General features: G+C 64.6%; 31 protein-coding genes. 22 read left to right on the top strand and 9 right to left on the bottom strand.

What is annotated here, in order from left to right; translation table 11 throughout:
- The first annotated feature begins 65 nt into the window (after positions 1 to 65).
- The 6 genes from GO606_RS03045 (at position 66) to GO606_RS03020 (ending at position 3,932) form a co-directional block, all read left to right on the top strand.
- Positions 66 to 506 (top strand): type II toxin-antitoxin system HicB family antitoxin, encoded by a 441-nt coding sequence (locus GO606_RS03045; RefSeq protein ID WP_211166707.1) that lies wholly within the window; start codon positions 66 to 68, stop codon positions 504 to 506.
- 515 nt (positions 507 to 1,021) lie between these two features.
- Positions 1,022 to 1,384 (top strand): GIY-YIG nuclease family protein, encoded by a 363-nt coding sequence (locus tag GO606_RS03040; protein ID WP_169119258.1) that lies wholly within the window; start codon positions 1,022 to 1,024, stop codon positions 1,382 to 1,384.
- Positions 1,385 to 1,388: 4 nt separating this feature from the next.
- Positions 1,389 to 2,108, top strand: coding sequence for a hypothetical protein (locus GO606_RS03035; protein ID WP_169119259.1), 720 nt, complete (start codon positions 1,389 to 1,391; stop codon positions 2,106 to 2,108).
- Between the two features lie 141 nt (positions 2,109 to 2,249).
- Complete coding sequence (locus GO606_RS03030) at positions 2,250 to 3,209, top strand: DUF6998 domain-containing protein (RefSeq protein WP_211166708.1); 960 nt, start codon at positions 2,250 to 2,252, stop codon at positions 3,207 to 3,209.
- A gap of 220 nt (positions 3,210 to 3,429) precedes the next feature.
- Positions 3,430 to 3,672 carry a type II toxin-antitoxin system Phd/YefM family antitoxin gene (locus GO606_RS03025; RefSeq protein WP_011239256.1) on the top strand — a complete coding sequence of 81 codons (243 nt, stop codon included), beginning with the start codon at positions 3,430 to 3,432 and terminating at the stop codon, positions 3,670 to 3,672.
- Positions 3,666 to 3,932: a Txe/YoeB family addiction module toxin gene (locus tag GO606_RS03020; RefSeq protein ID WP_169119260.1), complete on the top strand. Its 267-nt coding sequence runs from the start codon at positions 3,666 to 3,668 to the stop codon at positions 3,930 to 3,932. The genes GO606_RS03025 and GO606_RS03020 overlap by 7 nt, the downstream gene beginning before the upstream one ends.
- Before the next feature lie 111 nt (positions 3,933 to 4,043).
- Here GO606_RS03020 and GO606_RS03015 read toward each other — a convergent pair whose 3' ends face one another.
- The 3 genes from GO606_RS03015 to GO606_RS03005 all read right to left on the bottom strand — a co-directional run bounded on the left by GO606_RS03015 (position 4,044) and on the right by GO606_RS03005 (position 6,394).
- Positions 4,044 to 4,796: an RES family NAD+ phosphorylase gene (locus GO606_RS03015; RefSeq protein WP_246979316.1), complete on the bottom strand. Its 753-nt coding sequence runs from the start codon at positions 4,794 to 4,796 to the stop codon at positions 4,044 to 4,046.
- A complete protein-coding gene (locus tag GO606_RS03010; protein ID WP_041646544.1) occupies positions 4,793 to 5,152 on the bottom strand; it encodes an MbcA/ParS/Xre antitoxin family protein in 360 nt (119 codons plus the stop codon). The genes GO606_RS03015 and GO606_RS03010 overlap by 4 nt, the downstream gene beginning before the upstream one ends.
- An 84-nt stretch (positions 5,153 to 5,236) precedes the next feature.
- On the bottom strand, positions 5,237 to 6,394 hold the full coding sequence (locus tag GO606_RS03005) for a PQQ-dependent sugar dehydrogenase (protein WP_211166709.1): 1,158 nt from the start codon (positions 6,392 to 6,394) through the stop codon (positions 5,237 to 5,239).
- 293 nt (positions 6,395 to 6,687) lie between these two features.
- On the opposite strand from GO606_RS03005, the gene GO606_RS03000 reads away from it, so the two are divergent.
- The 7 genes from GO606_RS03000 (at position 6,688) to GO606_RS02970 (ending at position 11,888) form a co-directional block, all read left to right on the top strand.
- Positions 6,688 to 7,440 (top strand): SDR family NAD(P)-dependent oxidoreductase, encoded by a 753-nt coding sequence (locus GO606_RS03000; protein WP_169119261.1) that lies wholly within the window; start codon positions 6,688 to 6,690, stop codon positions 7,438 to 7,440.
- Between the two features lie 215 nt (positions 7,441 to 7,655).
- Positions 7,656 to 8,687, top strand: a complete 1,032-nt coding sequence (locus tag GO606_RS02995; RefSeq protein ID WP_169120919.1) for an IS110 family RNA-guided transposase — start codon at positions 7,656 to 7,658, stop codon at positions 8,685 to 8,687.
- A gap of 279 nt (positions 8,688 to 8,966) precedes the next feature.
- Positions 8,967 to 9,299, top strand: a complete 333-nt coding sequence (locus GO606_RS02990) for a cupin domain-containing protein (protein ID WP_169120887.1) — start codon at positions 8,967 to 8,969, stop codon at positions 9,297 to 9,299.
- A gap of 92 nt (positions 9,300 to 9,391) precedes the next feature.
- The gene (locus tag GO606_RS02985) at positions 9,392 to 10,006 is read left to right on the top strand and encodes a hypothetical protein (protein ID WP_169120885.1); all 615 of its coding nucleotides are present in this window, start codon (positions 9,392 to 9,394) and stop codon (positions 10,004 to 10,006) included.
- A gap of 54 nt (positions 10,007 to 10,060) precedes the next feature.
- Positions 10,061 to 10,756 (top strand): RNA polymerase sigma factor, encoded by a 696-nt coding sequence (locus GO606_RS02980; RefSeq protein WP_169120883.1) that lies wholly within the window; start codon positions 10,061 to 10,063, stop codon positions 10,754 to 10,756.
- A 144-nt stretch (positions 10,757 to 10,900) separates the two neighbouring features.
- The gene (locus tag GO606_RS02975; protein ID WP_169120320.1) at positions 10,901 to 11,479 is read left to right on the top strand and encodes a ferritin-like domain-containing protein; all 579 of its coding nucleotides are present in this window, start codon (positions 10,901 to 10,903) and stop codon (positions 11,477 to 11,479) included.
- A gap of 34 nt (positions 11,480 to 11,513) precedes the next feature.
- Entirely contained in the window at positions 11,514 to 11,888 is a 375-nt protein-coding gene (locus GO606_RS02970; RefSeq protein WP_246979314.1) for a c-type cytochrome, read from the top strand.
- Positions 11,889 to 11,945: 57 nt separating this feature from the next.
- On the opposite strand, the gene GO606_RS02965 is transcribed toward GO606_RS02970, so the two are convergent.
- Entirely contained in the window at positions 11,946 to 12,713 is a 768-nt protein-coding gene (locus tag GO606_RS02965) for a metallophosphoesterase family protein (protein WP_169120324.1), read from the bottom strand.
- A 191-nt stretch (positions 12,714 to 12,904) separates the two neighbouring features.
- Here GO606_RS02965 and GO606_RS02960 point away from each other — a divergent pair, with 191 nt between their 5' ends.
- Together GO606_RS02960 and GO606_RS02955 are read left to right on the top strand one after the other, a co-directional pair.
- A complete protein-coding gene (locus GO606_RS02960; RefSeq protein WP_169120326.1) occupies positions 12,905 to 13,303 on the top strand; it encodes a thioredoxin family protein in 399 nt (132 codons plus the stop codon).
- Positions 13,304 to 13,329: 26 nt separating this feature from the next.
- Positions 13,330 to 13,551, top strand: a complete 222-nt coding sequence (locus tag GO606_RS02955; protein WP_169120328.1) for a hypothetical protein — start codon at positions 13,330 to 13,332, stop codon at positions 13,549 to 13,551.
- 18 nt (positions 13,552 to 13,569) lie between these two features.
- Here GO606_RS02955 and GO606_RS02950 read toward each other — a convergent pair whose 3' ends face one another.
- Both GO606_RS02950 and GO606_RS02945 read right to left on the bottom strand, forming a co-directional pair.
- On the bottom strand, positions 13,570 to 13,773 hold the full coding sequence (locus tag GO606_RS02950) for a SlyX family protein (RefSeq protein WP_169120330.1): 204 nt from the start codon (positions 13,771 to 13,773) through the stop codon (positions 13,570 to 13,572).
- 76 nt (positions 13,774 to 13,849) lie between these two features.
- Entirely contained in the window at positions 13,850 to 15,463 is a 1,614-nt protein-coding gene (locus GO606_RS02945) for an NAD(P)/FAD-dependent oxidoreductase (protein WP_169120332.1), read from the bottom strand.
- Between the two features lie 316 nt (positions 15,464 to 15,779).
- On the opposite strand from GO606_RS02945, the gene GO606_RS02940 reads away from it, so the two are divergent.
- From GO606_RS02940 to serB, 7 genes are all read left to right on the top strand, one after another.
- The gene (locus GO606_RS02940) at positions 15,780 to 18,542 is read left to right on the top strand and encodes a bifunctional diguanylate cyclase/phosphodiesterase (protein ID WP_169120334.1); all 2,763 of its coding nucleotides are present in this window, start codon (positions 15,780 to 15,782) and stop codon (positions 18,540 to 18,542) included.
- A 111-nt stretch (positions 18,543 to 18,653) separates the two neighbouring features.
- Positions 18,654 to 18,869, top strand: a complete 216-nt coding sequence (locus GO606_RS02935; RefSeq protein WP_169120336.1) for a dodecin — start codon at positions 18,654 to 18,656, stop codon at positions 18,867 to 18,869.
- 145 nt (positions 18,870 to 19,014) lie between these two features.
- Positions 19,015 to 19,500, top strand: coding sequence for a rubrerythrin family protein (locus GO606_RS02930; RefSeq protein WP_169120338.1), 486 nt, complete (start codon positions 19,015 to 19,017; stop codon positions 19,498 to 19,500).
- Positions 19,501 to 19,558: 58 nt separating this feature from the next.
- Positions 19,559 to 19,723, top strand: coding sequence for a rubredoxin (locus tag GO606_RS02925; protein ID WP_169120340.1), 165 nt, complete (start codon positions 19,559 to 19,561; stop codon positions 19,721 to 19,723).
- A 111-nt stretch (positions 19,724 to 19,834) separates the two neighbouring features.
- The gene (locus GO606_RS02920; RefSeq protein WP_169120342.1) at positions 19,835 to 20,995 is read left to right on the top strand and encodes an NAD(P)/FAD-dependent oxidoreductase; all 1,161 of its coding nucleotides are present in this window, start codon (positions 19,835 to 19,837) and stop codon (positions 20,993 to 20,995) included.
- Positions 20,996 to 21,137: 142 nt separating this feature from the next.
- Positions 21,138 to 22,217: a 3-deoxy-7-phosphoheptulonate synthase gene (locus GO606_RS02915; protein ID WP_169120690.1), complete on the top strand. Its 1,080-nt coding sequence runs from the start codon at positions 21,138 to 21,140 to the stop codon at positions 22,215 to 22,217.
- Complete coding sequence (gene serB, locus GO606_RS02910) at positions 22,214 to 23,044, top strand: phosphoserine phosphatase SerB (protein ID WP_169120692.1); 831 nt, start codon at positions 22,214 to 22,216, stop codon at positions 23,042 to 23,044. Before GO606_RS02915 ends, serB begins: the two co-directional genes overlap by 4 nt.
- A gap of 99 nt (positions 23,045 to 23,143) precedes the next feature.
- Here the strand turns inward: serB and GO606_RS02905 are convergent, their stop codons facing one another.
- The 3 genes from GO606_RS02905 to GO606_RS02895 form a co-directional block, all read right to left on the bottom strand.
- On the bottom strand, positions 23,144 to 23,479 hold the full coding sequence (locus GO606_RS02905) for a type II toxin-antitoxin system HicB family antitoxin (protein ID WP_169120694.1): 336 nt from the start codon (positions 23,477 to 23,479) through the stop codon (positions 23,144 to 23,146).
- A gap of 10 nt (positions 23,480 to 23,489) precedes the next feature.
- Complete coding sequence (locus GO606_RS02900) at positions 23,490 to 23,729, bottom strand: hypothetical protein (RefSeq protein ID WP_211166844.1); 240 nt, start codon at positions 23,727 to 23,729, stop codon at positions 23,490 to 23,492.
- Between the two features lie 131 nt (positions 23,730 to 23,860).
- Entirely contained in the window at positions 23,861 to 24,160 is a 300-nt protein-coding gene (locus GO606_RS02895; RefSeq protein ID WP_169120696.1) for an addiction module antidote protein, read from the bottom strand.

Below are 24,160 nucleotides of genomic sequence, written 5' to 3'. Positions count from 1 at the left end.
AAGGCGCACGTTAAACGACTTAAAAGTCCGGCCAAACGCTAGCACTCTTTGCTAGCATTCTCCTTGTGAACACCAAGCAGCGCAAAACCCTGCAGGCCATCTTCACCAAGCCAACATCCTCATCGATTGTCTTCTCCGACATCGAGGCACTGATCATCGGTCTTGGTGGTGAAGTCCATGAACGAGAAGGCTCTCGCGTCAAGATCCTTCTCAAGGGTGAGCAGTGGCGTTGCCATCGCCCTCACCCTGGCAAAAGAGGCCAAGCGCTACCAAGTCGAAGAGGCCCGAGAATTGCTGGAACGAGTAGGAGTAAAACCATGAACACCATGACCCACAAAGGCTATACAGCCCGCATCGAGTTCGACGAACGCGACAACATCTTTGTCGGTCGCGTACTTGGCCTGCGCGTCATGATCAGCTTCCATGGTGAAACTGTGGCTGAACTGCATGAAGCATTCGCTGGCGCCATCGAGGACTTCCTTTCCGATTGCAGAGGGGGGAAATAGGGGACGGAAATAGGGGACAGACCACGGTTTTCAGCTTTTGTGCAAAACCTTTGGAAACCGTGGTCTGTCCCCTGATCTGCTCTTGCCGCAGCGGCAGGCATCCGAGATGCCCGAGCGGCGCTGTCGGGACGGACCTCAATGAGGCGGTCAGTGAACACGCCGTTCGCGTTGCCGATCCGTCCTGCGCATCGGCGCGTCGCTGCATGCCCCGCACTCGGCGACGTCCTCGAAAAAGCGAGTCGACGCCTGCGATTCCCGTCGCGACGACGGTTCCCCGCGCGAGGGGCGCGTGCCTCAGCGAGCAAATGCGCACTATCACGCGCCCGGTTCATCCGCGTCGCTATGCATCGGGGATTGCCAGCGCGTAGAATCCCCAGTATCACCGCCTGAGCGGCGGTTCAGTTCAACACGGTTTATCCCTCGCGACAGACGCCACGGCATGGAACGGCGCTTGCGGCGCGACGGATAAACCCTATTCGTTGGGCGACTTCTTGAACCACCCCAAGGGACATCAAATGACTGAACCACTTTCTTGGATTCCACTTGGTCTATTGACCGAGACATCTACCGATTTCTCGATTTACAGCAAAGACATTGGGATTTACCGAGCGATTCTTAACGATAAGGTCGTGTACATTGGTAAAGCCACTGAGTTGGAAAATGGCGGCTTTCGAAAGCGCCTGCGCGATTACACACGATCAAGCACTAGTGCACGAAACTACCCTGCTGGAGAGCTGATGCACTCCAACCGAGACAATCTTCACATTGAAATTATTTTGTTCGAGCGAACTTTAGAAAACATCCCGAAAATCGAAGCACTGGAAACGCAGTTGATACGAGAAATGAAACCGATCTGGAATCGTCAAGAGAAGGGGTAATCAAATGAAGAACATGGCGTTTTTGGCAGTTATATTCACCTCTTCTGGAGCACTTGCTGCGGGGGGCGGTCCGACCAGCATCGGAGCCATTAGCATCGGAATGAGCAAGCAGGAATACATTTCAACTATTGGGATTACCCCAATTGACTGCAACACACTCAGGGACAACAAGGGACAAGTAATCAGATCAGAACTGAAATACTTGACCCCAGACAGAAAAACGCTCTGCTTCGATGGTAGGTTTGGCAACAGCACAGGAACCGTCGAAAATATTCAGATTGGTGGTCTTGCATACGATGTTGTTGAGGCCAACTACGAATCAAGTAAGATTGTTGCCTCTATTGGCAATAGCAGCAAGACGATATTCCTGAAAGACCGTTTGATAAGCATTGAAATTTACTCTCCAAATGTGGGCCTTGAAACATTGACAACCAAATATGGGCCGCCAAGACTGGACGACATCACAAAAATTGAAACCTGCAAAAACAGAATGGGGAACGAATTTAATAATAGGGTGGGGAAGATTGATGCCGTTTGGACTAATGGGGACGTAAGCGCAATACTTCGCAAAGAACTAAATCCACCACGCAAGACCTGCTCTGACGGCCTCGATATGCTGTACTACATAATCGAGGAACGCAAACAGCTAGAACTGATTGAAACTGCCATTAATAATTTCAGAAAAGAAGTCGCCAAGACAACAGCGAAAGACAGTCCGTTCTGAAATCAGACAATAGTCGGCGCTGGCAAGACGGCGATGGTAGTAACCAGCAGTCGCCCAACCCGGCAGTCCACACGGACGCTGCGCGATAAGGCCGCGCAGCGCCGGTGACTTCTACGTTCGGCCTCATAGGAAAGATAGTCGATGGCTCTGACCCAAATGCAACTCATACAGTCGCTCGGGGAAGCAATGTCTTGGTTCGAGCGTGAAATGCAATGGGGTGTTGAACCGACAGAACTTAAGCATCTTTGCAGCCGAATCGGTGAACTCTACGCGGCCGTGGTCACTAACGGGCAAATGGCTGTGACCGTGAATCAGAAGGGCTATGACGTGGTCAGCGGTACGGGCGAGCGCATCTCGGTGAAGACCACTGCCATGATCGGATCATCTGGACACATCTCATTCAATCCGAGAACCCTTGAGCTTGTCGATCGAGTCATTGTCCTCAGGATCAATGCCGAAGAGATGCAAATCGAGACGCTGCTTGACGCTCCGCTGCGCGACGCTGAGCAATTAATGACAGCAGAGGCGGATGGAAAAAGGGCGATTCCGATCGGCAGATTCATTCGGAAGGCCAGACCAACTCATGAGCTAAAGGCGACCGCTGAGGTTACATACCAGGATTACACACTTCGTGAGCTTGAGAGTGGCTCGATCGAAATCACCCGCGAGGGAGAACTCGTTACGCCCGCATTGCCGATGCTCAAGGAGTTAGCATTTAAGTTGAATGTGCCCTTGGTGAACTCAAACGGCAATGTATTCAATACAAGGCAACTTGGAAGCCTCATCATCAAAAGCATTCTTGGCCTCGCGGAAGCAGGGGTAGAGCAGCACGGCGTTACCGCAGCGGTGGCGCAGCAGAAGACTGAGGAGAATGTGCGCTCAATAGCGGAGGTGAGCTACGAGGGGCTGACGATTCGTGAGATGGAGACTGGGACAATCGAGGTGGAAAGCGGGGGAAAGTTATTGACCCCGACGATGAGAGTACTTCGAGAACTGGCTCTCCGACTGCAACTAGCCATCACAAACTCGCAAGGCAACCCGTACAACACGCGTCAACTAGGCAAGGTCGTGATCGAGAAAATCAAGGATCGGCGAGGGTGAGGCCGAACAACACGCTGCACCCGACGTCTGTGCCTTCGCGGCTTCGCCGCTCCAGCAGGGCCGCGAGTGAGCGTGAGCGTTGCACCCGACTCGCTACGGCTGGCTTCGCCTGTCTCCAAGAGCGGGGAAACTCAAACGTTGGGCCTCTTGCTGCGCTCGCAGAGTCACTTGACACACGTACGCCATCGCGTACCATAAAGCCTCTTTGGAGGAGCGCGAGATGAACACACTGACCGCCAGCGAAGCCCGGGCAAATCTTTACCGGCTCATTGATCAAACAGTTGAGTCTCATGAGCCAATCATCATTACCGGAAAACGCAACAGTGCCGTGCTTCTCTCCGCAGAAGACTGGAGCGCAATTCAGGAAACTCTGTACCTGCTAGCCGTACCTGGCATGCGTGAGTCCATCAAGGCTGGGATGGCCGAACCTCTCGCAAAAAGCTCGAAGGAGCTTAAGTGGTAAGTTGGGAAATCGTTTATGCCAGGCAAGCACTGAAGGATGCAAAGAAACTTGCTGCAAGCGGTCTTAAACCAAAGGCGCAAGAAGTGCTCGTGGTTCTTGCCGACGACCCGTTTAAAAATCCACCTCCCTTTGAAAAATTGGTCGGTGATCTTGCCGGTGCATACTCTCGTCGCATCAATATTCAACACCGCATCGTGTACGAAGTCTTTGCCAACGAGAAAACGGTTCGCGTCCTGCGTATGTGGACGCACTATGAATGAGAGGCCCAACCGGCCATTCCACCGGACCTGTCAGGTGGCTGGCGTGCGACAGCCTACCCATCATTCGAGCGAACCTGCGCGAAAAGTCGCCCAGGCCGCTCAATGCAAACGCTATACCGCCGGCATCGGCAACCGGCCTGCGACGAGGAACTGCCCGAGCGGGAAGCGGTGCACGAGCCGCTCTTCCTGGCAGTAGAAGCGCACCTCACCGGCGTCCGTTTCCGCGAGCCATGCCTGCATGAAGTCCGGCCGCCGGGCGGCGAGCGCCATCGGGGTGAATAGCGCGACGTTGAGGCCGCCGGCGCGGTCGCGCGCGGAGACGTATTCGAAAGCTTCGACGCCGGCTTGCCGCATCGCCGTGCCGAGTCGCTGGGTCGCGGCGTAATCCGCGGGGTCGGTGAGCTGTTCGCGCCACCGGTCGAAAGGCGGCAACTGCAGTTGCACGCCGCGGGCACAGCGCCACGGCGCGCCGAACAGCGTGTGCTGGGACGCCAGGGGCGACGCCGGCGCGACGGTCATGCCATGCCAGAAGACGAAGCGGTAATAGGCCGATTCGGCCAGCACCGTGGCCGTGTCGAACGCCGCGTAGAACAGGCTGGGCTCGAAGTGCCCGCCGAAACGCGAGCCGTGGCGCAGCGGCGGATAACGGAACGGGGTCGCCAGCAGGTAATGCAGGCCGCGGGCCGCTTGCGGCAGCGGCGGCTTCGAGCTTTCCAGCAGGGATTCGAGGAGCGCCTGTTCTTCGAGCGTATCGACGAGGCGGTTCGTCGCGATCTGCTCCTGGCTCTCGACGAGCCGGACGAGATCGCCTGCGAGTTCGACGACCGGCGCTTCTGCGCCGACCGACGCCCAGATGTCCGTCACAGCCGGCCGCGGATCGCGTCGAGGTATTCGACGACGCGCAGCAAACCCTGGACGGTGCGAATCTGCTCGGCCGGGACGCCGCCGACGTGGTGGTTGTCGGTGTGCATCCAGTGCTTCATCTGCGCGGCGTCGCCGCCGACGAGCGCGAACAGCGCGCGATATGCGCGGATCAGCAGCAGCGCGAGCTCTCCCGCCTTGCTGTCGGGGTCGATGCCGTTGCGGCTGATCGCGGTGCGGTCCTTGCCGATGACCACGCCCAGCGCCGCCTGCGTCAGCCCCATTTCCTTGCCAGCGTTGAGCAGGGCCTTGGTGACGACCTGCGTCGCATCGGGTTTGCGAAGGGCAGCAACGCTCATGGCTCGTGATCCTCAATAAGGTGCATAAGCGCATTTTGGCCTCGCTTTGATGTGTTTGCAACATCAAAGCCAGGCCAAGCGGTGTCAGCCCGGATCGAGCCGGAGAATCCGTCCGTCGCTCTCGTCAAGCAGATACAGCTTCCCGTCGAGGCCTTGGCGCACGTCCCGGATGCGCTTGCCCAGCCCGGCCAGCAGGCGTTCCTCATGGGTGACGCGGGTGCCGTCCAGTTCCAGCCGCGCCAGCAGCTGCGCGCGCAAGGCGCCGACGAACAGGCTCCCTTTCCACGCCGGGAAGGCGTCGCCGGTGTAGAAAGCCATCCCCGACGGCGCGATCGACGGGATCCAGTAATGCACCGGAGGTTCGATGTCGGCGCGCTCGGTGCCTTCGCCGATCTGCGTGCCGGTGCCGTAGTTGCGCCCGTAGGTGATCACCGGCCAGCCGTAGTTGCGTCCCGGCTTGATGACGTTCACTTCGTCGCCGCCCTGCGGACCATGCTCGTGCGCCCACAGCACGCCCGTTTCCGGATGCAGCGCCGCGCCCTGCACGTTGCGATGGCCGTACGACCAGATTTCGGGCTGCACGCCCGGCTTGCCGACATAGGGATTGTCCGGCGGCACGCTGCCATCGGGCCGGATGCGGACGATCTTGCCGAGATGGCTGTCGAGCTCCTGCGCCTTGTCGCGATACGAAAAACGTTCGCCGAGCGTGACGTAGAGCAGTCCGGCGCGGTCGAACACCAGCCGCGACCCCCAGTGACTGCGCCCTGACGGGTCATCGTTCTGCGCAAAGATCACTTTCACCGCGGAAAGACTCAGGCCTTCGATATCGAGCTGCGCACGGGCCACCGCGGTGCGGGCGGCGCGCCGCGTCGGTTCGGCGTACGAGAAGAAGATCGTGCGGTCGTCGGCGAAGCGCGGACTCAGCACGACATCGAGCAGGCCGCCCTGCCCGCCGGCCTGGACTTCGGGCACGTTCTTCAGCGGCGCCGACAGCTTGCCGTCCGGCGACACGATGCGCAGGCGCCCGGGCCGCTCCGTCACCAGCATCCGGCCGTCCGGCAGGAACGCCAGGCTCCACGGGATCTCGAGCCCGCGCGCGACCTCGACGACTTTCACCGCTCCGGCTTCGCTGCGGACGGTCTCCTGCGCCAGCGCCGTAGCAAGGTTCGCCGCGAGGCCGACGAACCCGATGAACGACGACACGGACGCGGAAACAACGAGCAGGCGGCGGATCGGAAGCATCGGATTCTCCTCGAGGTCGGCCGGAAAGCGCCCGCAGCGTGGCGGGCTCCGGCGGGGCGGAAAGCGCGCTGGCTCGATAAATGACATCGTCGAGCTCGGGCGAGTTCAGAAGCCATTCCATTCGCGACGGCTCCATCGCCGCGGCAGCGGGAACACGAGGGGCGCGCACTGGTCATGTATTTGACCGAAGCGACGCCCGGATGCCGAGGATTGATGGATATCAATGAGGGCCGCGGCGCGGACGGTGATGCTTGCCCACTCCGTAACGACAGAAAACCGGTGAGGATGCGAACATGAAAGGACGTCTGGAAGACAAGGTCGCGGTCGTGACCGGGGCGAGCAGCGGCATCGGCCGCGCGATCGTCGAGCGCTACGTCGCCGAAGGGGCGAAAGTGGCCGCGTTCGGCCGGAACACGGAGGCGCTCGACGCGCTCAAGACCGCCCACGCCGGGAAAGTCGTCACGGTCAATGGCGACGCGACGTGCGCCGAGGATCTGCAGCGTCTTGTCGCCGAGACGCTCAAGGCGTTCGGCGGCGTCGATATCGTCGTGCCGAACGCCGGCATCGCCCGGGTCGTCTCGTTCGAGGACAGCACGCGCGAAGCGTTCGAGACGCAGTTCTCGGTGAACCTCTTCGCCGCGGCCGAGACGGTCCGCCTCTTCCTGCCGCATATCCGCCGCGGCGGATCGGTGCAGTTCATCACCACCTTCCTGACGCAGGTCGGTTTCCCCGGCCTCGCGATCTACAGCGCGAGCAAGGCAGCGCTGAAATCGTTCGCCCAGACGCTCGCGGCGGAGCTGGCGCCGAAAGGGATACGCGTCAACTCGATCGCGCCGGGACCGATCGCCACGCCGCTGTGGGGCACCGTCGGCCTGCCGCCGGACGTGCTCGGCGCAGTCGCCGGGCAGATCAACTCGCGACTGATGACGGGCGAGTTCGGCAAGCCGGAGGACATTGCCGAGACCTCGGTGTTCCTCGCGTCGGACGGCGCGAAGAACATCTACGGCCAGGACATCGTCGTCGACGGCGGCTATACCATCGGTTAGGAAATGGTATGGACGCCTCCCGCCCCCCGTGAGCGCTGAACACGAGTTACCCACCGCGCCGGTCGCCTGCGGTGATAGAGGGACCTGCGGCGCCCGGCGCCGTGGATAACTCTGCGGGGGTGGTCGATCGAGAGGTGGACCCTCACGGGCCGACGGCATCAAAGTGCCAAGGTGGAAGATACGAAGATCTTCACAGGCAAACCGGAGGGTCCGAGATGAATGATAGCAAAACGGTCGTCGGCATCGACATTGCCAAGCGGGTGTTCCAGTTGCACTGGATCGACATGGAGACGGGAGAGATCGTGAGTTTGCCGCTCAAGCGCGAGAAGTTTCTCGAGCACTTCGCCAACCGGCAGCCCTGCCTGATCGGCATGGAGGCCTGCGGCGGCGCGCAGCACTGGGCGCGGAGCCTCACGGCGCTGGGGCACCAGGTCAAGCTGCTTCCTGGCAAGGCGGTCAAGCCCTTCGTGACGGGCAACAAGAATGACCGCCACGATGCGCGGGCGATCTGGACGGCGGTACAGCAGCCGCACGTCAAGGCCGTCGCCATCAAGAGCGAGGAACAGCAAGCGATCCTGGCGCTGCATCGCATGCGCAGCCAGCTGGTCAAGTTCCGCACCGCCCAGATCAACGGCCTGCGGGGATTGCTCACCGAATACGGCGAAGTCATGGCGCAGGGAAAAGCCGCCATCCGGAAGGGCATCACGCAAGCCCTGGCACGACTGTCGGATCGCCTGCCGGCGATCGTCATCGACACCCTGCGCGAGCAGTGGGCGCGCATCGAGAAGATGGATGCCGAGATCGCCACTATCGAGCGGCGCATCAAAGACTGGCTCAAGCAAGACGCTGCCTGCCGGCGCATTGCCGAGATTCCTGGCGTCGGGCCGCTGACCGCGACCGCCGCCGTCGCCATCATGGGCGATGCCAAGACCTTCAAGTCCGGGCGGGAGTTTGCCGCTTTCGCCGGACTGGTGCCACGACAGACCGGCACGGGCGGGCGAGTCAAATTGCTTGGCATCAGCAAGCGCGGCGACACCTACCTTCGAACGCTGCTCATCCACGGCGCCCGGGCGGTTCTTACGAACGCGAAGGATCCGGGCCCGTGGGTGACTGCATTACGCCAGCGCCGACCGCTCAACGTCGCGGTGGTGGCCTTGGCCAACAAGATGGCGCGGACGATCTGGGCGATTCTCGCTCATGAACGGACGTACCAAAGGGAGTTTGTGACTCAACCCGCGCAGGGCTGAAGCACAACGTCAATCAACCACTTTGAAGAAAGGAGTGGCCGCCGTAAAGGTTGCGAAGGTACGAAAACGTGTGATGGCAAACAGGTCAGACCGTGACCCGCCAAGCCTGTATGACGTTCCGGACTTCGAGTCCACCAAAGGAAATGAGGCGCGGGTCAGCGGATTCCATCAGGGCCAGCAGGCATCGGCCTGCACCACAGGCCGGATATAAAACTGCAGCCTATCTGTCCCAACACACCAAATCGTCCTTGCAAACGGGAGGCGTCCATATAAAACGTCATGGCCATTCCGCACGCCGCTTCCGGCGAACTGATCAACATCACGCCGCTCGGCGAACGCGTCCGCGACACGGTGTCGTCGACGCTCATCAGGGCCGAGCACTTCGAGGTCTTTCGGCTGGTGCTGCCGGCCGGCAAGTCGACGCAGGAACACCGGGCCGCCGGCCTGATCACGATCCAGTGCCTCGAAGGCATCGTCGAGCTCGACGCACACGGTCAGGCGCAAACGCTCACCCCCGGCACGCTGGTCTATCTCGCCGATGCCGAGCCGCACGCGGTGACCGCGATCGAGGACGCCTCGCTGCTGATCACCATGCTGCTGCATCGCGCGTGACGCGCCATCCATGATGCACCACCCCTCGGCGGGCCGGCCGGACCGTGCCGCCGATACCATTTTTCCCGAACCAACGACTCCCTGGAGCAGCAATGCAATTCCCCGATTTTTACCGCGCGGTGCCGCGACTCAAGGTGCGCGACGCGCTGGCGGCCTTCCTCGGCGCTGCCGAAGACGGCGTCATTGAATACGGCTATGAGGACGCCGTGAAGCTCGCCGGGCACTCGTGCCCGACGGTCGGCTCGGCCTATCTTCTCACCTGCCATGCGCTGACCGCGCTGTACCCCGGCGAAGTGCCCGAACGCGGCGGTGTACGCGTCGAGTTCCGCAACCGCTTCGAGGACGGCGTCACCGGCGTGATTGCAAGCGTCGTGACGCTGCTGACCGGTGCTGCGCAGGACGGCGGCTTCAAGGGCCTCGCCGGGCGCTACGTGCGTCGCGGGCTGCAGCAGTTCGCCGTCGACCTGCCGCTCGCGCTGCGTTTCACGCGCCTCGACACCGGCGCGGCCGTCGACGCCGAAGCGGACCTCTCGACGATTCCGGCCGACCCGGCGATGCCGTCGCTGATGGCGCGCTGCCTCACCGGCGAGGCCGACGCGGACGAGCAGCGGCAGTTCGGCGCGCTGTGGCAGGACCGCGTCCGCCGCATCCTGCTCGATCACGGCGGCGATCCGCAGGTGTTCCGCATCCGTCATCCATCGGCGTAACCTTTCGGGCGGCGGCATCATCCAATGGTCGGATGAATCGATGGAGTCCCGATCATGACCAACGTCGTCACCGCCCCGCCTCCGCTTCCGGCCGCCCGGGATTCCGAACTCGTCGCCCACGTTCTGCATGGCGAGCCGGGCGCGCTCGAACGAATGATGCGCGCGAACAATCGCCGCCTGTTCCGCACCGCCCGCGGCATCCTGCGCGACGATGCCGACGCCGAGGACGCGGTCCAGGATGCCTACGTCAGCGCCTACCGGGCGCTCGCCGACTTCAAGGGCGAGTCGAGCCTGTCGACCTGGCTGACGCGCATCGTCGTGAACAAATCGCTCGAGCGGCTGCGGTCCAGGTCGCGCTCGGGCGGCCTGCCCGAGGACGTCGCGGCACATGACGAGAGGCGTGCCGCACTGGCGGAAACGCCGGAAGCGATGGCGATGCGGCGCGAACTGCGACGCGTGATCGAAGGCTCGATCGACCGTCTGCCCGACGGCTGCCGCGCAGTATTCATGCTGCGTGCGGTCGAGGAATTGAGCGTCGCCGAAACCGCCGCGAGCCTCGGGATCTCGGAAGCGGCCGTCAAGACCGCGCTGTTCCGCGCGCGCCATCTGCTGCGCGACACGATCGGCCGCGAGATCGGCCCGACGATCGACGAATTCTTCTCGTTCGACGGCGCCCGCTGTGACCGCCTCGTCGCCGCGGTGCACCGGCGCCTCGAACTCGCGCTGGAGCAGGCGCCCCCGCCTGGCTGACCGCGGCGGGACTCGCTCGCCCGCAGCTCTGGCGTACTCCGCGCACTCCCCGCACGTCTGCGCCAGCCCCACCCGGCCCTTCCCCGCTGATGCGTCGCCCGACGCGTCGAGGGATTGTTCGACCTCACGAAACGGAGCCCCATCATGAAAATCGAACACTCTTCCCTGCTGATCATCCCGAGCCGCCGTCGTTTCCTGCACGGCAGCGCGACCCTGTCGGCCGCAGCGGTCGCGCTGCTCGCCGGCCGCCCTGCCCTCGCCGCCCAGGCGGACACGCGCAAAGGCGATCCTGCGGCGGACGCGCGCATCCTGAACACGGCGCTCGCCGCCGAGCACGAAGCGATTGCCGCGTACCAGCTGGGCGCCGACAGCGGGCTGCTGCGTGCGCCGACGCGGGACCTGGCGCTGCAGTTCCAGGGTCATCACAAGGCCCACGTCGATCTCCTGGCGCAGACGGTCGCGAAGCTCGGCGGCAAGCCGGCGGAAAGCAGGCAGAAGTATGACTTTCCGGTCGCCACCCTGAAAGCCGAGGCGGATGTGCTGCGCTTCGCGGCCGGGCTCGAACAGGGAGCGGTCAGCGCCTACCTCGGCGCCGTGCCGCTGTTCGCCAACCCCGATCTCGCGAAGGCCGCTGCCAGCATCCTCGGCGACGAGGCAATGCACTGGGCGATCCTGCGCCAGGCGCTCGGCGAAGACCCGGTGCCGTCGGCGTTCGTGTCCTGAACGGGAAACGGCAATGCTGCGGGCGTCGTGCTGGATGAGCGTGCTGGTTGTGCTGGCATTCGCCTCATCGTTGGGGGAGGCAGGCGCGGCGCCGCGCGGCGAGGAGATCTACGCACGCTGCCTCGCCTGCCACGCGCTCGCCTACCACCGCACCGGCCCGCGCCATTGCGGGCTGTTCGGCCGGCGGGCGGGCAGCCTTCCCGACTACGAGTATTCGGATGCGATGCGAAAGTCCGGCATCGTCTGGGACGCGGCAACGCTCGACCGTTTTCTCGCGGCGCCGACCCGGGTCGTGCCCGGCACGACGATGGGTTACGCAGGCATCCCCGATCCGGCCGAGCGCGCCGCGCTCATCGAATGGCTGCGCGAGGCCTCGCGCTCCGGCATGGCCTGCCCGGAAAATCCGTGACGCACCCTGCCCCGTGACGCACCCTGCCGAACGCTGACCGCCGCACGGTGAGGAGGCTCATTCCTCGACAATCACCGTCAGCGCCGGATCGAACCGCGGGTTCTCGTTCACCCCGTCCTTGCCGTAGCCGCGCGGGTTGCACAGCACGCGCGTCGCGCCGATGCGGTAATCGTGCGAATCATGGACATGACCGTGGATCCACAGCGCCGCGCCCGACGCGGCGACGAGTTCGTCGAGGTCGGAGACGAACGCCGGCGTGATCGGCGAATCGGCGTATTTCGGATGCACGCTGCGCGTGCACGGCGCGTGATGGGTGACGACGACCGTCGTTCCCTCGTGGGGCACCTGCAGCGCGGTGCGCAGCCACGCGGAGGCCTGATCGAACAGGCCGGCAGACAGCGCCGGCGTGAACAGATCGGGCGCGTCGTCATCGATGCGGACGCGCGAAAAATCGTACATCAGCCGTGTCGCTTCGGCTCTCGACTGCTGCTGACGTTCGGCCTGCGCGAACAGCCGGAAATCGCTCCACAGCGTGCAGCCGAGAATGCGCACCCGGCCGAACACCGCGCCGTCGCAATCGAGGATGCGGACGTTGCTCCCTTCGGCCGCGGCACGCAGCTTTTGCTCGACGCCCGCCAGGCTGCCGCCGTAATACTCATGGTTGCCGGGGATATAGACGACCGGCTGCGAAAACTGCCGCGCCCACGCGATCGCCCGCTCGGGGCGTGCGATGTCGCCCGCGAGGACCACGATGTCGGCATCGGTGAGCGCAGGCTCCATCTCGGCAACGTTCAGATGCAGGTCAGACAGGATCTGGATTTTCATCGCGCTCTTCCTCGCTGCGGCCCGCTGTCGCGGGCAGGGGATACTCCTGAAACTCTGCGGTAACGACGGATCGAGTGCAAGCCCATCCGCGACGTCTGCGAGATGGCCGCGGCAGGCGGCCGTCGTGCGCGGAATATGCTAGCCTCGGCCGGTATGCGCACTCGCGCGATGACCGACTGGCAGCCTTCCCGATGAACGACCAACCGCTTCCCGAACTCCTCGTCGCCTGCCTGTGCGCCGACTGGTGCGGCACCTGCCGCGACTATCGCGCCGGCTTCGACGCCCTCGCCCGCCAGTGGCCGCAGGCCGGGTTCCACTGGGTGGACATCGAAGACGATGCCGACTGGCTCGGCGACCTGGACGTCGAGAACTTCCCGACGCTGCTGATCCAGCGCGGCGAGCTGGTGCTGTTCTTCGGCACGATGATGCCGCAGCACGTGTTCCTGCAGCGCACCCTCGAAACCCTCGCCGCGCTGGGCGAAGACGAAGCGCGCGCCTATGCGTTCGCGACCGAAGAGCGCCGCGCCTGGCAGCGCGACTGCAACTTCCGCGCGGCGCTGCAGCGCCGCAGCGCCGGGCACGACGCCTGACGTTCCAGCATCCGCACAGCGCAACGATGACCAGCCAGCCGCTCGACCGCAAACGCTGCCTGTCCTGCAAGCGCTGGGGCGGCAAGCGCCGTCCCGGGAGCGAGCCCGGCAGCGTCGAGTACGACGAAAACGACGACAAGGGACCGTGCATCGAAGGGCCGTGGCACGGCTCGCTGCGCGGCCCGCGCAATGCCTGCGGCCAGTGGGTGATGTGGGCGGAACTCGAAGCCGCGCTGCCGGCGCCCTGATCCCGCCGCCGCGGCCTGTCAGTAGTGCGGCGGGATTTCGTCGCGCAGGTCGCGTGGCCGCTCGCCCGGCGCCGCCGCGGCGAGCTGGCGGTGCAGTTCGAGGATCTGTTGTTGCAGCCGGTCGATCTGCTGCTGCTGGCGATAGACGGCGAGGTTGAGCTCTTCGAGCAGATCCTCGGACAGCGCGATCTTAGTCTCGATCTTCGTCAGGCGTTCTTCCATGCTTGTTCCTTGAATTGCGCTGCGTCGGCATGCCGCGGCAGGGTGAATCGGTGCGCACCAAGCGGTGCGGCGGCGCTCACACCCCGACCGGCGCGCCGAGCAGCGCGGTGGCGAGCGCTTCGGCGACGCGGATGCCATCGACGCCGGCCGACAGGATGCCGCCCGCGTAGCCCGCGCCCTCGCCCGCCGGATAAAGACCTTTCACGTTCAGGCTCTGGCAATCCGCGCCACGCGTGATGCGCAGCGGCGACGAAGTGCGCGTCTCGACGCCGGTCAGCACCGCGTCGCGCATCGAGAAGCCCTTGATCTGGCGCTCGAACGCCGGCAGCGCTTCGCGCACCGCGGCAATCGCGTAGTCCGGCAGGCTGGTCGCGAGGTCGCCGAGCTTCACGCCCGGCTTATACGACGGCTCGACCGAGCCGAGCACCGCCGACGGCTGGCCGGCGATGAAGTCGCCGACCAGCTGCGCCGGCGCCACGTAGTTGCCGCCGCCGAGCTCGAACGCGCGCGATTCCCAGCGGCGCTGGAACTCGACGCCGGCGAGCGGCCCGCCCGGATAGTCGGCGGGCGTGATGCCGACGACAATGCCGGCATTCGCGTTGCGCTCGTTGCGCGAATACTGGCTCATGCCGTTGGTGACGACGCGCTCCGGCTCGGAGGTCGCCGCGACGACCGTGCCGCCCGGGCACATGCAGAAGCTATAGACGCTGCGGCCGTTCTTCGCATGATGCACGAGCTTGTAGTCGGCGGCGCCGAGCAGCGGATGGCCCGCGTTCGGGCCGAAGCGGGCTTTATCGATCAAGGACTGCGGATGCTCGATGCGAAAGCCGATCGAAAACGGTTTCGGCTCCATGAACACGCCGCGCGCATGCAGCATCCCGAAGGTGTCGCGCGCGCTGTGGCCGAGCGCGAGCACGACGTGGTCGCAGCGAATCTCCTCGCCCGACGCGAGCGTCAGCCCGCGCACGTGGCCGTCCTCGATCAGCACGTCGGCGACGCGCTGCTGGAAGCGGACCTCGCCGCCGAGCGCCTCGATGTCATGGCGCATCGCCTCGACCATGCCGACGAGGCGAAACGTGCCGATGTGCGGCTTCGCGACGTACAGGATCTCTTCCGGCGCGCCGGCCTTGACGAATTCGGTCAGCACCTTGCGGCCGTAATGCTTCGGGTCCTTGATCTGGCTGTAGAGCTTGCCGTCCGAGAACGTCCCCGCCCCGCCCTCGCCGAACTGGACGTTCGATTCGGGGTTCAGCACGTTGTTGCGCCACAGCCCCCACGTGTCCTTGGTGCGTTCGCGCACCGCCTTGCCGCGTTCGAGGATGATCGGCCGCAAACCCATCTGCGCGAGGATCAGCCCGGCGAAGATGCCGCACGGGCCGAAGCCGACGACGACCGGGCGGTTCGCGAAGCCTTCCGGCGCGCGGCCGACGAAGCGGTAGTTCGTGTCGGGCGTCGGCCCGACGTGGCGGTCGCCGGTGAACTTGCGCAGCAGCGCGGCCTCGTCGCGCACGACGATATCCACGGTATAGATCATCCTCATCATTGCGACCTTGCGCGCGTCGTAGCTGCGCCTGAAGACGGTGACCTCGCCGAGGTCGCCGGCGGCGATGCCGAGCCGCTCGACGATCGCAGCGCTCAGCGCCTCGGGCGGATGATCAAGCGGCAGCCTGAGTTCGGTGAGTCGCAGCATCGGTGAGTCCAGTGTCCAGGTTGTAACGGGTCGGCGAAAGGGCCGGGACGGCCACGCGGGGGCCGCCGGGAGGGGGCGATTCTAAACGGGATCGCCGCGCACCAGAACGCCGCGTGTTCCGGGCAAACCGAGCGGGACCTTCTTCATGCGGATTGACCGCTCTCGGGATTGGCGAACACGGCAGGTTTGGCATACAGTGCGCCGTCGGGGCGCATACTACTTTGGTCGCATGGTTTTTACCGTGTCGTCGTCCCCCGCACCACAGTGATGACGACGTCTGCCTGCTGTCGCAGTCGTGTCGTGGAGGTTCTACGAGATGCGTCTTCAGGCTCCGCGCCGCCGCACGATCCGTTCGACAGTCGTACTCCTCGTCGTCGCCTGCATCCTGCCCGCCTGGCTGCTCGCCGCGATCGTCATCTATCTGTCCTACGAACGGGAACGGGCCGCCGTTCTCGAGCAGACGCACGAGGCCACACACACCCTGCTGCGGCTCGTCGAACGGGACATCGCGGCAAATCAGGCTGCCCTGGAAACCCTCGCAGCTTCCGACGACATCGACCGCGGCGACCGCACCGAGTTCTACCGTCAGGCAAAGGAGGTTCTTCGCCACACCGCCGGGTTCACGATCGTGCTGACGGACGCCTCGGGACAGCAGCTCCTCAACCTCCTGCAGCCTCCGGGTTCGCCGTTGCCGCAGCATGCCAATCCCGCATTGCTGCGCCGTGTCTTCGAAACCGGCCTGCCCGTGGTGTCCGGCGTCCATATCAACGGGGTGACGCGAACTCCTGTGGTGAGCCTGGAAGTCCCGGTCATCCGCGACGAAAAGGTCCTCTACAGCCTGGCGCTGGGCATCGAACTGAAACACCTCGGGGAGCTTCTGCAGCAGCAGGGGCTGGCGCCGGGGTGGGTGGGCGTGCTCCTCGACAGCGAAGGCCGGCGGCTCGCGCGAAGCCCCGCGGACGAGAAACTGATCGGGCAGAAGACGTTCCCCGCCTTGCTCGAGGCAACCCGGCGTGAAACGGAAGGCTCGGTCGAAGCTGTCTCGCAGGACGGTATACCGGTCGTGGGTTACTTCTCGCGTTCCGCACGCTACGGGTGGATCGCGGCGATCGGCATTCCGCAGAGTGCCCTGACCGCGGGGCTCGTGAACGCGCTGCGCCAGTACGCCGTCGGCGCGATGGTGCTGCTGCTCGGCGGCCTCGCGCTCGCGGGTTTCCTCGGTCGCAGGATCGCCCGGCCGGTGCAGGCCCTCGTCGCCCCGGCGCTGGCGATCGGCCGGGGCGAGCCGGTTTCGCTCCCGCCGCTCGCGCTCGAAGAAGCCGACGAAGTGGGCCGCGCGCTGACCCAGGCGCAGGAACTGTTGCACCAGCGCGAAGCGGACCGGGCGCAGGCGGAGGAGAAGCTCGCGCTCGCCGCGACGGCGCTCGACTCCGCGGTAGAGGGCGTGGTGATCGCGCGCGGCGGGCGGATTGCCACGGTGAATCGCGCGTTCATGTCAATCACCGGATATTGGCCGGCGGAAGTGATCGGGCAGCCGCTTGCGATACTTCTTGCGGAAACCGAAAAGGCGCATCGCAACGAGCGGCGCCGCGCGGTGTGCGAAACCGGGCAGTGGCAGGGCGAAGTCCGGGGCCGGCGGAAGAACGGCGAGATGTATCCCGCGTGGAGCAGCATCAGCAGGGCCGCGTACGGGTCGGGCGAGATGATCCTCGTGTGCGTCTTTTCCGACATCTCGGCTGCAAAGCAGTATGAAGCCCGCTTGCAGCACCTCGCGCATTACGACGCGCTGACCGAACTGCCGAACCGCCTGCTGTTTCGCGAGCGCCTCGCCGACACGCTGGTTCGCGCCGAGCGGCACGGGAACATGCTCGCGCTGCTGTTCATCGACCTCGACGGCTTCAAGCCGATCAACGACACCCTCGGGCACGAGGCCGGAGACGAACTGTTGCGGCGCGTCGCGGAACGCCTCGGCGGCTGCGTACGCGCGAGCGACACGACCGCACGCCTCGGGGGTGACGAATTCGCCGTCCTGCTCGACGAGCTGCGCTCCCCGGAGGAGGCCGGCATCATCGCCCGCAACATCCTCGATGCGTTGGAGCGGCCCTACATCCTGGGCGGACAACCGCAGTACCAGTACATCTCGGCGAGCATCGGCATCGGCTGTTACCCCTGCGACAGCCTCGACGCGGAAACGCTGCTGCGGCAGGCCGACATGGCGATGTACCGCGCAAAACAGGAAGGGAAGAACCGTTACCGCTTCTTCGCGCCGGAAATCAACGCCCAGGCGAGCGAACGGCTGTTCATGGCGAACAGCCTGCGCGCGGCGCTCGACCGCGACGAACTCAAGCTGGTGTTCCAGCCCTGCATGGACCTCGCGACCCTCGAAGTCGCCGGCGTCGAAGCGCTGGTGCGCTGGGAGCATCCGCAAAAGGGGACGATCCTGCCGTCGCGCTTCATCTCGCTTGCCGAAGAGTCCGGGCTCATCGAGCCGATCGGCGAATGGGTGCTGCGGGAAGCGGCCCGCCGCGTGCGCGAGTGGAAGAACGCGGGAATCTTCGCCGGCCGGGTCGCGGTGAACCTGTCGCCGCGGCAGTTCCGTCGCAGCGATCTGGCGAGCCGGCTGCTCGCGATGCTCGACGAAGCCGGCCTTGCGCCGAGTGACCTCGAATTCGAGGTCACCGAAGGGATGGTCATGGAACATCCCGAGCGCGCGGTCGTCGTCCTCACCGAACTCGTCGAGGCCGGAGTCAGCATCAGCATCGACGATTTCGGCACCGGCTACTCCTCGCTCGCCTATCTCAAGCGCTTCCCGGTCCACAGCCTCAAGATCGACCGCTCGTTTGTCAACGGTCTGCCCGCGGACCGCAACGATCGATCATTGACGCGCGCGGTCGTGGCGCTCGCGAAAAGCCTCGGGCTGTCGGTCGTCGCCGAAGGCGTCGAGCACGCCGGGCAAGCCGACTTCCTGCGCCAGATCGGATGCGAATTCGCGCAGGGCCACTATTTCTCCCGCCCGCTCGATCCGGCCGCGCTCGGGACTTTCCTGCGCGAAGCGCGGGTGCAGGAGGCACATCCCTGACCCGCGGGGGGCCGGACCCGCGGGCGCCCCCTGCGCCGCGGCTCGCCGGGCAACTCCGCGGCATGCTCCTATACTGGAAAACCTGCCCATTCATGCCAGGAGGAGAAGACGATGACAGATCAGAACCACGTCTACAAACTCGTTGAGCTCGTCGGTACATCGCCCGTCGGCGTCGACGATGCGATCCGCAATGCGATCGAGCAGGCGAGCCAGTCGTTGCGGCACCTCGACTGGTTCGAAACCACCGAGATCCGGGGGCACATCGCCGACGGCAAGATCGCGCACTTCCAGGTCAAGCTGAAAGTCGGATTCCGCTTCGAATCCTGAACCGCAAACGGCCGTCACATGGGGCGGCCGGAGTCGTCTCCGATAGAGCATACCTATCGATTCCATTCCGACATTCAATTTCTCCAATCTTCCCGCGCTGCGTACGATGGGTTCCAACGCAACCCGCGAAGAAAGGAGAAAGAACATGACAAATCCCTTCCACAACCCGCAATCGGTCACCATCCAGAACCTTGAAGCCGCGTTCGCCGGCGAGTCGATGGCGCACATCAAGTACCGCTACTTCGCGAAGCTGTGCCGCGAAATGGGCGACGAGGAAACCGCGAAGGTTTTCGAGGCGACCGCCGACCAGGAAGTGATGCACGCGTTCGGCCACCTCGACCTGCTCTACCCGAAGGCGAAGATGACGCCGGCGCGCGCGCTGCAGTTCGCGATCGAAGGCGAGACCTACGAATACACCGAGATGTACCCGGGCTTCCGCCACGCCGCGGTCGAGGAAGGCCATGCCGACGCGGTGAAGGAGATCGACGAGCAGATCGTCGAGTCGAAGGAACACGCCGAACAGTTCAGGGCAGTGCTCGAACGCGCGGCGAAGCGCTTCGCCGCGCTCGCCAAGGTCGAAGAGCGCCACGCCAACCACTACCAGGAAGCGCTCGACCGGATCTCCGCCTGAATCCGTCCGCGCCGAATCGACGAATCAACGACAAATCACGCTTGAAAGGAAGAACATCATGAAGATTTGGCAATGTGTTGTGTGCGGTTTCACCTACGACGAAGCAGCCGGAATGCCGGATGAGGGCATCGCTCCCGGCACGCGCTGGGAAGACATTCCGAACGACTGGTCCTGCCCCGACTGCGGCGTCGCGAAGGCCGACTTCGAGATGGTCATGATCTGACGGGCATCGCGCCTGCTCCCTGCCATCCAGGAGCAGGCTGCCCGCGGCCGGATCGTGCCACGCCGGCGACCCGGCACCCCGCCGACAAGTCGAACAACAGAGAGGCAACCCATGACCCCACCCATCGTCATTATCGGCAGCGGTCTCGCCGGCTACACCTTGGCGCGCGAATTGCGCAAACTCGACCGTGACACGCCACTCGTCATCCTGAGCCGCGACGCGGCCGGCTTCTATTCCAAGCCGATGCTGTCGAACGCGTTTTCGGCCCACCGCAGCGCCGCGAGCCTGGTGATGAAGCCGGCCGAAAAAATGGCCGCCGAACTCGCCGCGACGATCCGGCCCCACGTCGAGGTCGTGGCGATCCACGCCAAGCGCCGCGTCGTCGAGCTCGCCGGTGGCGAAGAAATCCCCTATCGCGACCTCGTGCTCGCGCCCGGCGCCGATCCGATCCGCCTGCCGCTCGGCGGTGACGCCGCGGACGACGTCCTGTCGGTTAATGACCTCGACGATTTCGCCCGCTTCGCCGCGCGGCTCGACGGCGCGAAGCGCGTCGCGGTGCTCGGCGGCGGGCTGATCGGCTGCGAATTCGCCAATGACCTGCTCGCCCGCGACATCCGCCCGACAGTCATCGACATCGCCCGTTGGCCGCTCGGCAGGCTGCTGCCGGAAGACGCGGGACAGTGGTTCCGGCAGCGGCTCGAAGCGGCCGGCGTGAGCTTTCGTCTCGGCGTCTCCGCCGCCTCGGTGTCGCACCACGCCGGCGGTTACCGGCTCGCGCTCAGCGACGGCACGACGCTCGACGCCGACGTGGTGCTGTCGGCAGTCGGCCTGCGGCCGCGCACCGCGCTCGCCGCCGCGGCCGGGCTCGCCGTCAACCGCGGGGTGCTGACCAACCGCCGGCTGGCGAGCTCCGATCCGCATATCCACGCGCTCGGCGACTGCGCCGAAGTCGACGGCCTGACGCTGCCGTACGTGATGCCGATCATGCACCAGGCGCGCGCGCTGGCAGCAACGCTCGCCGGCACGCCGACCGCAGTCAGCTATCCGGCGATGCCGGTTGTCGTCAAGACGCCGGCCTGCCCCGCGGTCGTCTGCCCGCCGGCGATCGGCGCGCAGGGCAGCTGGCAGATCGTCGTCAGCGACGAGGCCGGCGGCGGCATCGAGGCGCAGTGTCTTGACGCAAACGAAAAACTCCTCGGCTTCGTCCTGCTCGGCGGCGCGACGGCGCGCAAGCAGGCGCTCGCCAGCCGCGCGCCCGCAACGCTCGGCTGAACCCGCGGAAGGCCGCGGCGGCGCGGTTTCCAGCACGCCGCCGCCCCGCCCCACCACCCTCCGGAGGATGCCGCAAGCGCTCCCCGCCCGCCGCGCGCAGCGTTACAATGCGCCCTCCTGCTGCACTGCGGAGAAGCGCGTAATGCCCCTGGCTCAAACCGAGAACCTCAATATCGCCGCCGTCGACCCGATGCCCTCGCCCGAGGAGATCAAGGCCCGCGTGCCGCTGACCGAACGTGCCGCGGCGACCGTCGTCGCCGGCCGCCGCGCACTCCACGACATCCTCGACCGCAAGGACAACCGCCTCTTCATCGTCGTCGGCCCGTGCTCGATCCACGACCCGGTCGCCGGCCTCGATTATGCGAAACGCCTGAAGGCGCTGGCCGACGAAGTGGCCGGGACGATGGTGCTGGTGATGCGCGTGTATTTCGAGAAGCCGCGCACCTCAACCGGCTGGAAAGGCTTCATCAACGATCCCTACATGGACGACTCGTTCCACATCGAGGAAGGCATGGAGAAAGCCCGGCGCTTCCTGCTCGACGTCAACGAGCTCGGCCTGCCGGCCGCAACCGAGGCGCTCGACCCGATCGCCCCGCAGTACTACGGCGACCTGATCGCGTGGACGGCGATCGGCGCGCGCACGTCGGAGTCGCAGACGCACCGCGAGATGTCGTCGGGCCTGTCGACGCCGGTCGGCTTCAAGAACGCCACCGACGGCGACCTCGACGTCGCGATCAACGCGATCGTTTCCGCGTCGCATCCGCACAGCTTCCTCGGCATCAACGGCAAGGGACAGTCCGCGATCCTGCGCACGCGCGGCAACCGCTACGGCCACGTCGTGCTGCGCGGCGGCGGCGGACGGCCGAACTACGACACGGTGTCGATCTCGCTCGCCGAACAGGCGCTGGCGAAGGCGAAGCTGCCGCTGAACATCGTCGTCGACTGCTCGCACGCGAACTCGTGGAAAAAGCCCGAGCTGCAGCCGCTGGTCATGAAGGACGTGGTGCACCAGATCCGCGAGGGCAACCGCTCGGTGGTCGGGCTGATGATCGAGAGCTTTCTCGAAGCCGGCAACCAGCCGATTCCGGCCGACCTGTCGCAGCTGAAGTACGGCTGTTCGGTCACCGACGCCTGCATCGACTGGGACAGCACCGAGGCCACGATCCGCAACGCCGACAGCGTGCTGCGCGAAGCGTTGCAGCGCCGGAGCGAGCCCGCATGAATCTTGTCGTGCAGGGCGAGGATGTCGATTCGGTCGCCCTGAAGAATCTCGCCAAGACCACCGGCGCGAGCGCCATCGAGCAGATCACTGCGCAGGCTTTCCGGCTCGTGGGCGGGCACGACAGCGAAGAGCTCGACAGCCTGTGCGCCGAAGCCGGGCTCGACTGGGCGTGGGTGCCCTCCGGGCGCAAGCTCGCCGACTTCGGCCTGTTCGTCACCGACATGGACTCGACGCTGATCAACATCGAGTGCATCGACGAGATCGCCGACATGCAGGGCCTGAAACCCGAGGTCGCAGCGATCACCGAAGCGGCGATGCGCGGCGAAATCGACTTCCGCGAATCCCTGACCCGCCGCGTGAGCCTGCTCGCCGGCCTGCCCGAAACGGCGCTCGCCGAGGTCTACGAGCAGCGGCTGCAGTTGAATCCGGGCGCCGAACGCTTGATGCGCGGGCTCAAAGCCGCGGGCCTCCACACCGTGCTGGTATCGGGCGGTTTCACGTATTTCACCGAGCGCCTCAAGGCGCGGCTCGGCTTCGACGAAACCCACGCGAACCAACTGGAAACGCACGACGGCCGCCTCACCGGCCGAGTCCGCGGCCCGATCGTCGACGGCGCCGCGAAAGCCGCCCATCTGCGTCACGCGCGCGAGCGCCTGGGCCTGAAAGCCGAGCAGGTGATCGCCGCTGGCGACGGCGCGAACGACATTCCGATGCTGACCGAAGCGGGCTTCGCCGTCGCCTACCGCGCGAAGCCGGTGCTGCGCACCGTCGCCGACTGCCGCCTCGACCACGTCGGGCTGGACGGGCTGCTGAACCTCTTCACGTAGGGCGCGCAGGCTTCACCGGCGCCGTAGCCGAAGGCGGAGGGCAACCACCCGGACGGGTTGGCGCCCGCGCGCAACGCACGGTTAGACGGCGGCGGCATTTCAATACGCACGGGATGCGTGCTGAATAACCTCCGTTGCCCACTGATTCAGGCTCTTGCCCGAAGCTTGAGCAGCGACGAGTGCCGCACCATGGACTTCTGGCGGAACCCGCAGCATGAGCTTGCCGGAGGCAGGCTTTTCTGGCTTGACCCCTTGTTCCCTGCAATCGGAAAGGAAGTCCTCGATGGCGCCCGCGAATGCTTCATGCAGTTCAGCCACAGTTTCACCATGGAAGCTGATCATGACGCGCAGGCCAAGTACGCGACCGACAAAGATGTTGTCGCGTTCGTCGAACTCGATGCGGGCTGTATAGCCTTTGTGGGTCATGGTGTTCATGGTTTTACTCCTACTCGTTCCAGCAACTCTCGGGCCTCTTCGACTTGGTAGCGCTTGGCTTCTTCGCCAGGGTGAGGGCGATGGCAACGCCACTGCTCACCCTTGAGAAGAATCTTGACGCGAGAGCCTTCCCGCTCATGGACTTCACCACAAGACCGATGATCAGTGCCTCGATGTCGGAGAAGACAATCGATGAGGACGTTGGCTGGGTGAAGATGGCCTGCAGGGTTTTGCGTTGCTTGGTGCTCACTAGGAATGCTAGCAAAAAATGACTGTAAATGCAAGCATATAGTGCTAGCATTTGGCCGGACTTTTGAGCTGTCTAACGCCCGCGTTCACCCGCGCGCGTAAGCGCGTCGGGTGCAGCGCATCGTTGGGCACCTATCCATGCTTCGGCTGTGCGTGCAACTGTAGTCCGAGAGCACCAATTACTTTAAGGATGGTATCGAAGGCGGGACTACGGTCGCCGGAAAGCGCTTTATAAAGGCTCTCGCGAGAAAGACCTGCGTCTCGGGCTACCTGCGCCATGCCTTTAGCACGAGCGATATCGCCAAGTGCTTTTGCAATGAACGCGGCGTCGCCATCGGCCTCTTCAAGGCAAGCCCCCAGATAGGCTGCCATTTCTTCAGGTGTTCTGAGATGTTCTGCCACGTCGTAACGAGTGGTAGTGGTTTTGTCCAT

Source organism: Aromatoleum anaerobium, from assembly GCF_012910705.2.
Taxonomy (GTDB): Bacteria; Pseudomonadota; Gammaproteobacteria; order Burkholderiales; family Rhodocyclaceae; genus Aromatoleum; species Aromatoleum anaerobium.
The sequence above is the reverse complement of the archived record's forward strand: the minus strand, read 5'-3'. Positions and strand labels throughout refer to the sequence as shown.

Bases quoted from the DNA above. Each gene is read 5' to 3' on its own strand.
- GO606_RS03040 (WP_169119258.1), top strand. From the start codon at position 1,022: ATGACTGAACCACTTTCTTGGATTCCACTTGGTCTATTGACCGAGACA.
- GO606_RS03035 (WP_169119259.1), top strand. From the start codon at position 1,389: ATGAAGAACATGGCGTTTTTGGCAGTTATATTCACCTCTTCTGGAGCA.
- GO606_RS03030 (WP_211166708.1), top strand. From the start codon at position 2,250: ATGGCTCTGACCCAAATGCAACTCATACAGTCGCTCGGGGAAGCAATG.
- GO606_RS03025 (WP_011239256.1), top strand. From the start codon at position 3,430: ATGAACACACTGACCGCCAGCGAAGCCCGGGCAAATCTTTACCGGCTC.
- GO606_RS03010 (WP_041646544.1), bottom strand. From the start codon at position 5,152: ATGAGCGTTGCTGCCCTTCGCAAACCCGATGCGACGCAGGTCGTCACC.
- GO606_RS03005 (WP_211166709.1), bottom strand. From the start codon at position 6,394: ATGCTTCCGATCCGCCGCCTGCTCGTTGTTTCCGCGTCCGTGTCGTCG.
- GO606_RS03000 (WP_169119261.1), top strand. From the start codon at position 6,688: ATGAAAGGACGTCTGGAAGACAAGGTCGCGGTCGTGACCGGGGCGAGC.
- GO606_RS02995 (WP_169120919.1), top strand. From the start codon at position 7,656: ATGAATGATAGCAAAACGGTCGTCGGCATCGACATTGCCAAGCGGGTG.
- GO606_RS02990 (WP_169120887.1), top strand. From the start codon at position 8,967: ATGGCCATTCCGCACGCCGCTTCCGGCGAACTGATCAACATCACGCCG.
- GO606_RS02985 (WP_169120885.1), top strand. From the start codon at position 9,392: ATGCAATTCCCCGATTTTTACCGCGCGGTGCCGCGACTCAAGGTGCGC.
- GO606_RS02980 (WP_169120883.1), top strand. From the start codon at position 10,061: ATGACCAACGTCGTCACCGCCCCGCCTCCGCTTCCGGCCGCCCGGGAT.
- GO606_RS02975 (WP_169120320.1), top strand. From the start codon at position 10,901: ATGAAAATCGAACACTCTTCCCTGCTGATCATCCCGAGCCGCCGTCGT.
- GO606_RS02970 (WP_246979314.1), top strand. From the start codon at position 11,514: ATGAGCGTGCTGGTTGTGCTGGCATTCGCCTCATCGTTGGGGGAGGCA.
- GO606_RS02965 (WP_169120324.1), bottom strand. From the start codon at position 12,713: ATGAAAATCCAGATCCTGTCTGACCTGCATCTGAACGTTGCCGAGATG.
- GO606_RS02960 (WP_169120326.1), top strand. From the start codon at position 12,905: ATGAACGACCAACCGCTTCCCGAACTCCTCGTCGCCTGCCTGTGCGCC.
- GO606_RS02955 (WP_169120328.1), top strand. From the start codon at position 13,330: ATGACCAGCCAGCCGCTCGACCGCAAACGCTGCCTGTCCTGCAAGCGC.
- GO606_RS02950 (WP_169120330.1), bottom strand. From the start codon at position 13,773: ATGGAAGAACGCCTGACGAAGATCGAGACTAAGATCGCGCTGTCCGAG.
- GO606_RS02945 (WP_169120332.1), bottom strand. From the start codon at position 15,463: ATGCTGCGACTCACCGAACTCAGGCTGCCGCTTGATCATCCGCCCGAG.
- GO606_RS02940 (WP_169120334.1), top strand. From the start codon at position 15,780: ATGCGTCTTCAGGCTCCGCGCCGCCGCACGATCCGTTCGACAGTCGTA.
- GO606_RS02935 (WP_169120336.1), top strand. From the start codon at position 18,654: ATGACAGATCAGAACCACGTCTACAAACTCGTTGAGCTCGTCGGTACA.
- GO606_RS02930 (WP_169120338.1), top strand. From the start codon at position 19,015: ATGACAAATCCCTTCCACAACCCGCAATCGGTCACCATCCAGAACCTT.
- GO606_RS02925 (WP_169120340.1), top strand. From the start codon at position 19,559: ATGAAGATTTGGCAATGTGTTGTGTGCGGTTTCACCTACGACGAAGCA.
- GO606_RS02920 (WP_169120342.1), top strand. From the start codon at position 19,835: ATGACCCCACCCATCGTCATTATCGGCAGCGGTCTCGCCGGCTACACC.
- GO606_RS02915 (WP_169120690.1), top strand. From the start codon at position 21,138: ATGCCCCTGGCTCAAACCGAGAACCTCAATATCGCCGCCGTCGACCCG.
- serB (WP_169120692.1), top strand. From the start codon at position 22,214: ATGAATCTTGTCGTGCAGGGCGAGGATGTCGATTCGGTCGCCCTGAAG.
- GO606_RS02905 (WP_169120694.1), bottom strand. From the start codon at position 23,479: ATGAACACCATGACCCACAAAGGCTATACAGCCCGCATCGAGTTCGAC.
- GO606_RS02895 (WP_169120696.1), bottom strand. From the start codon at position 24,160: ATGGACAAAACCACTACCACTCGTTACGACGTGGCAGAACATCTCAGA.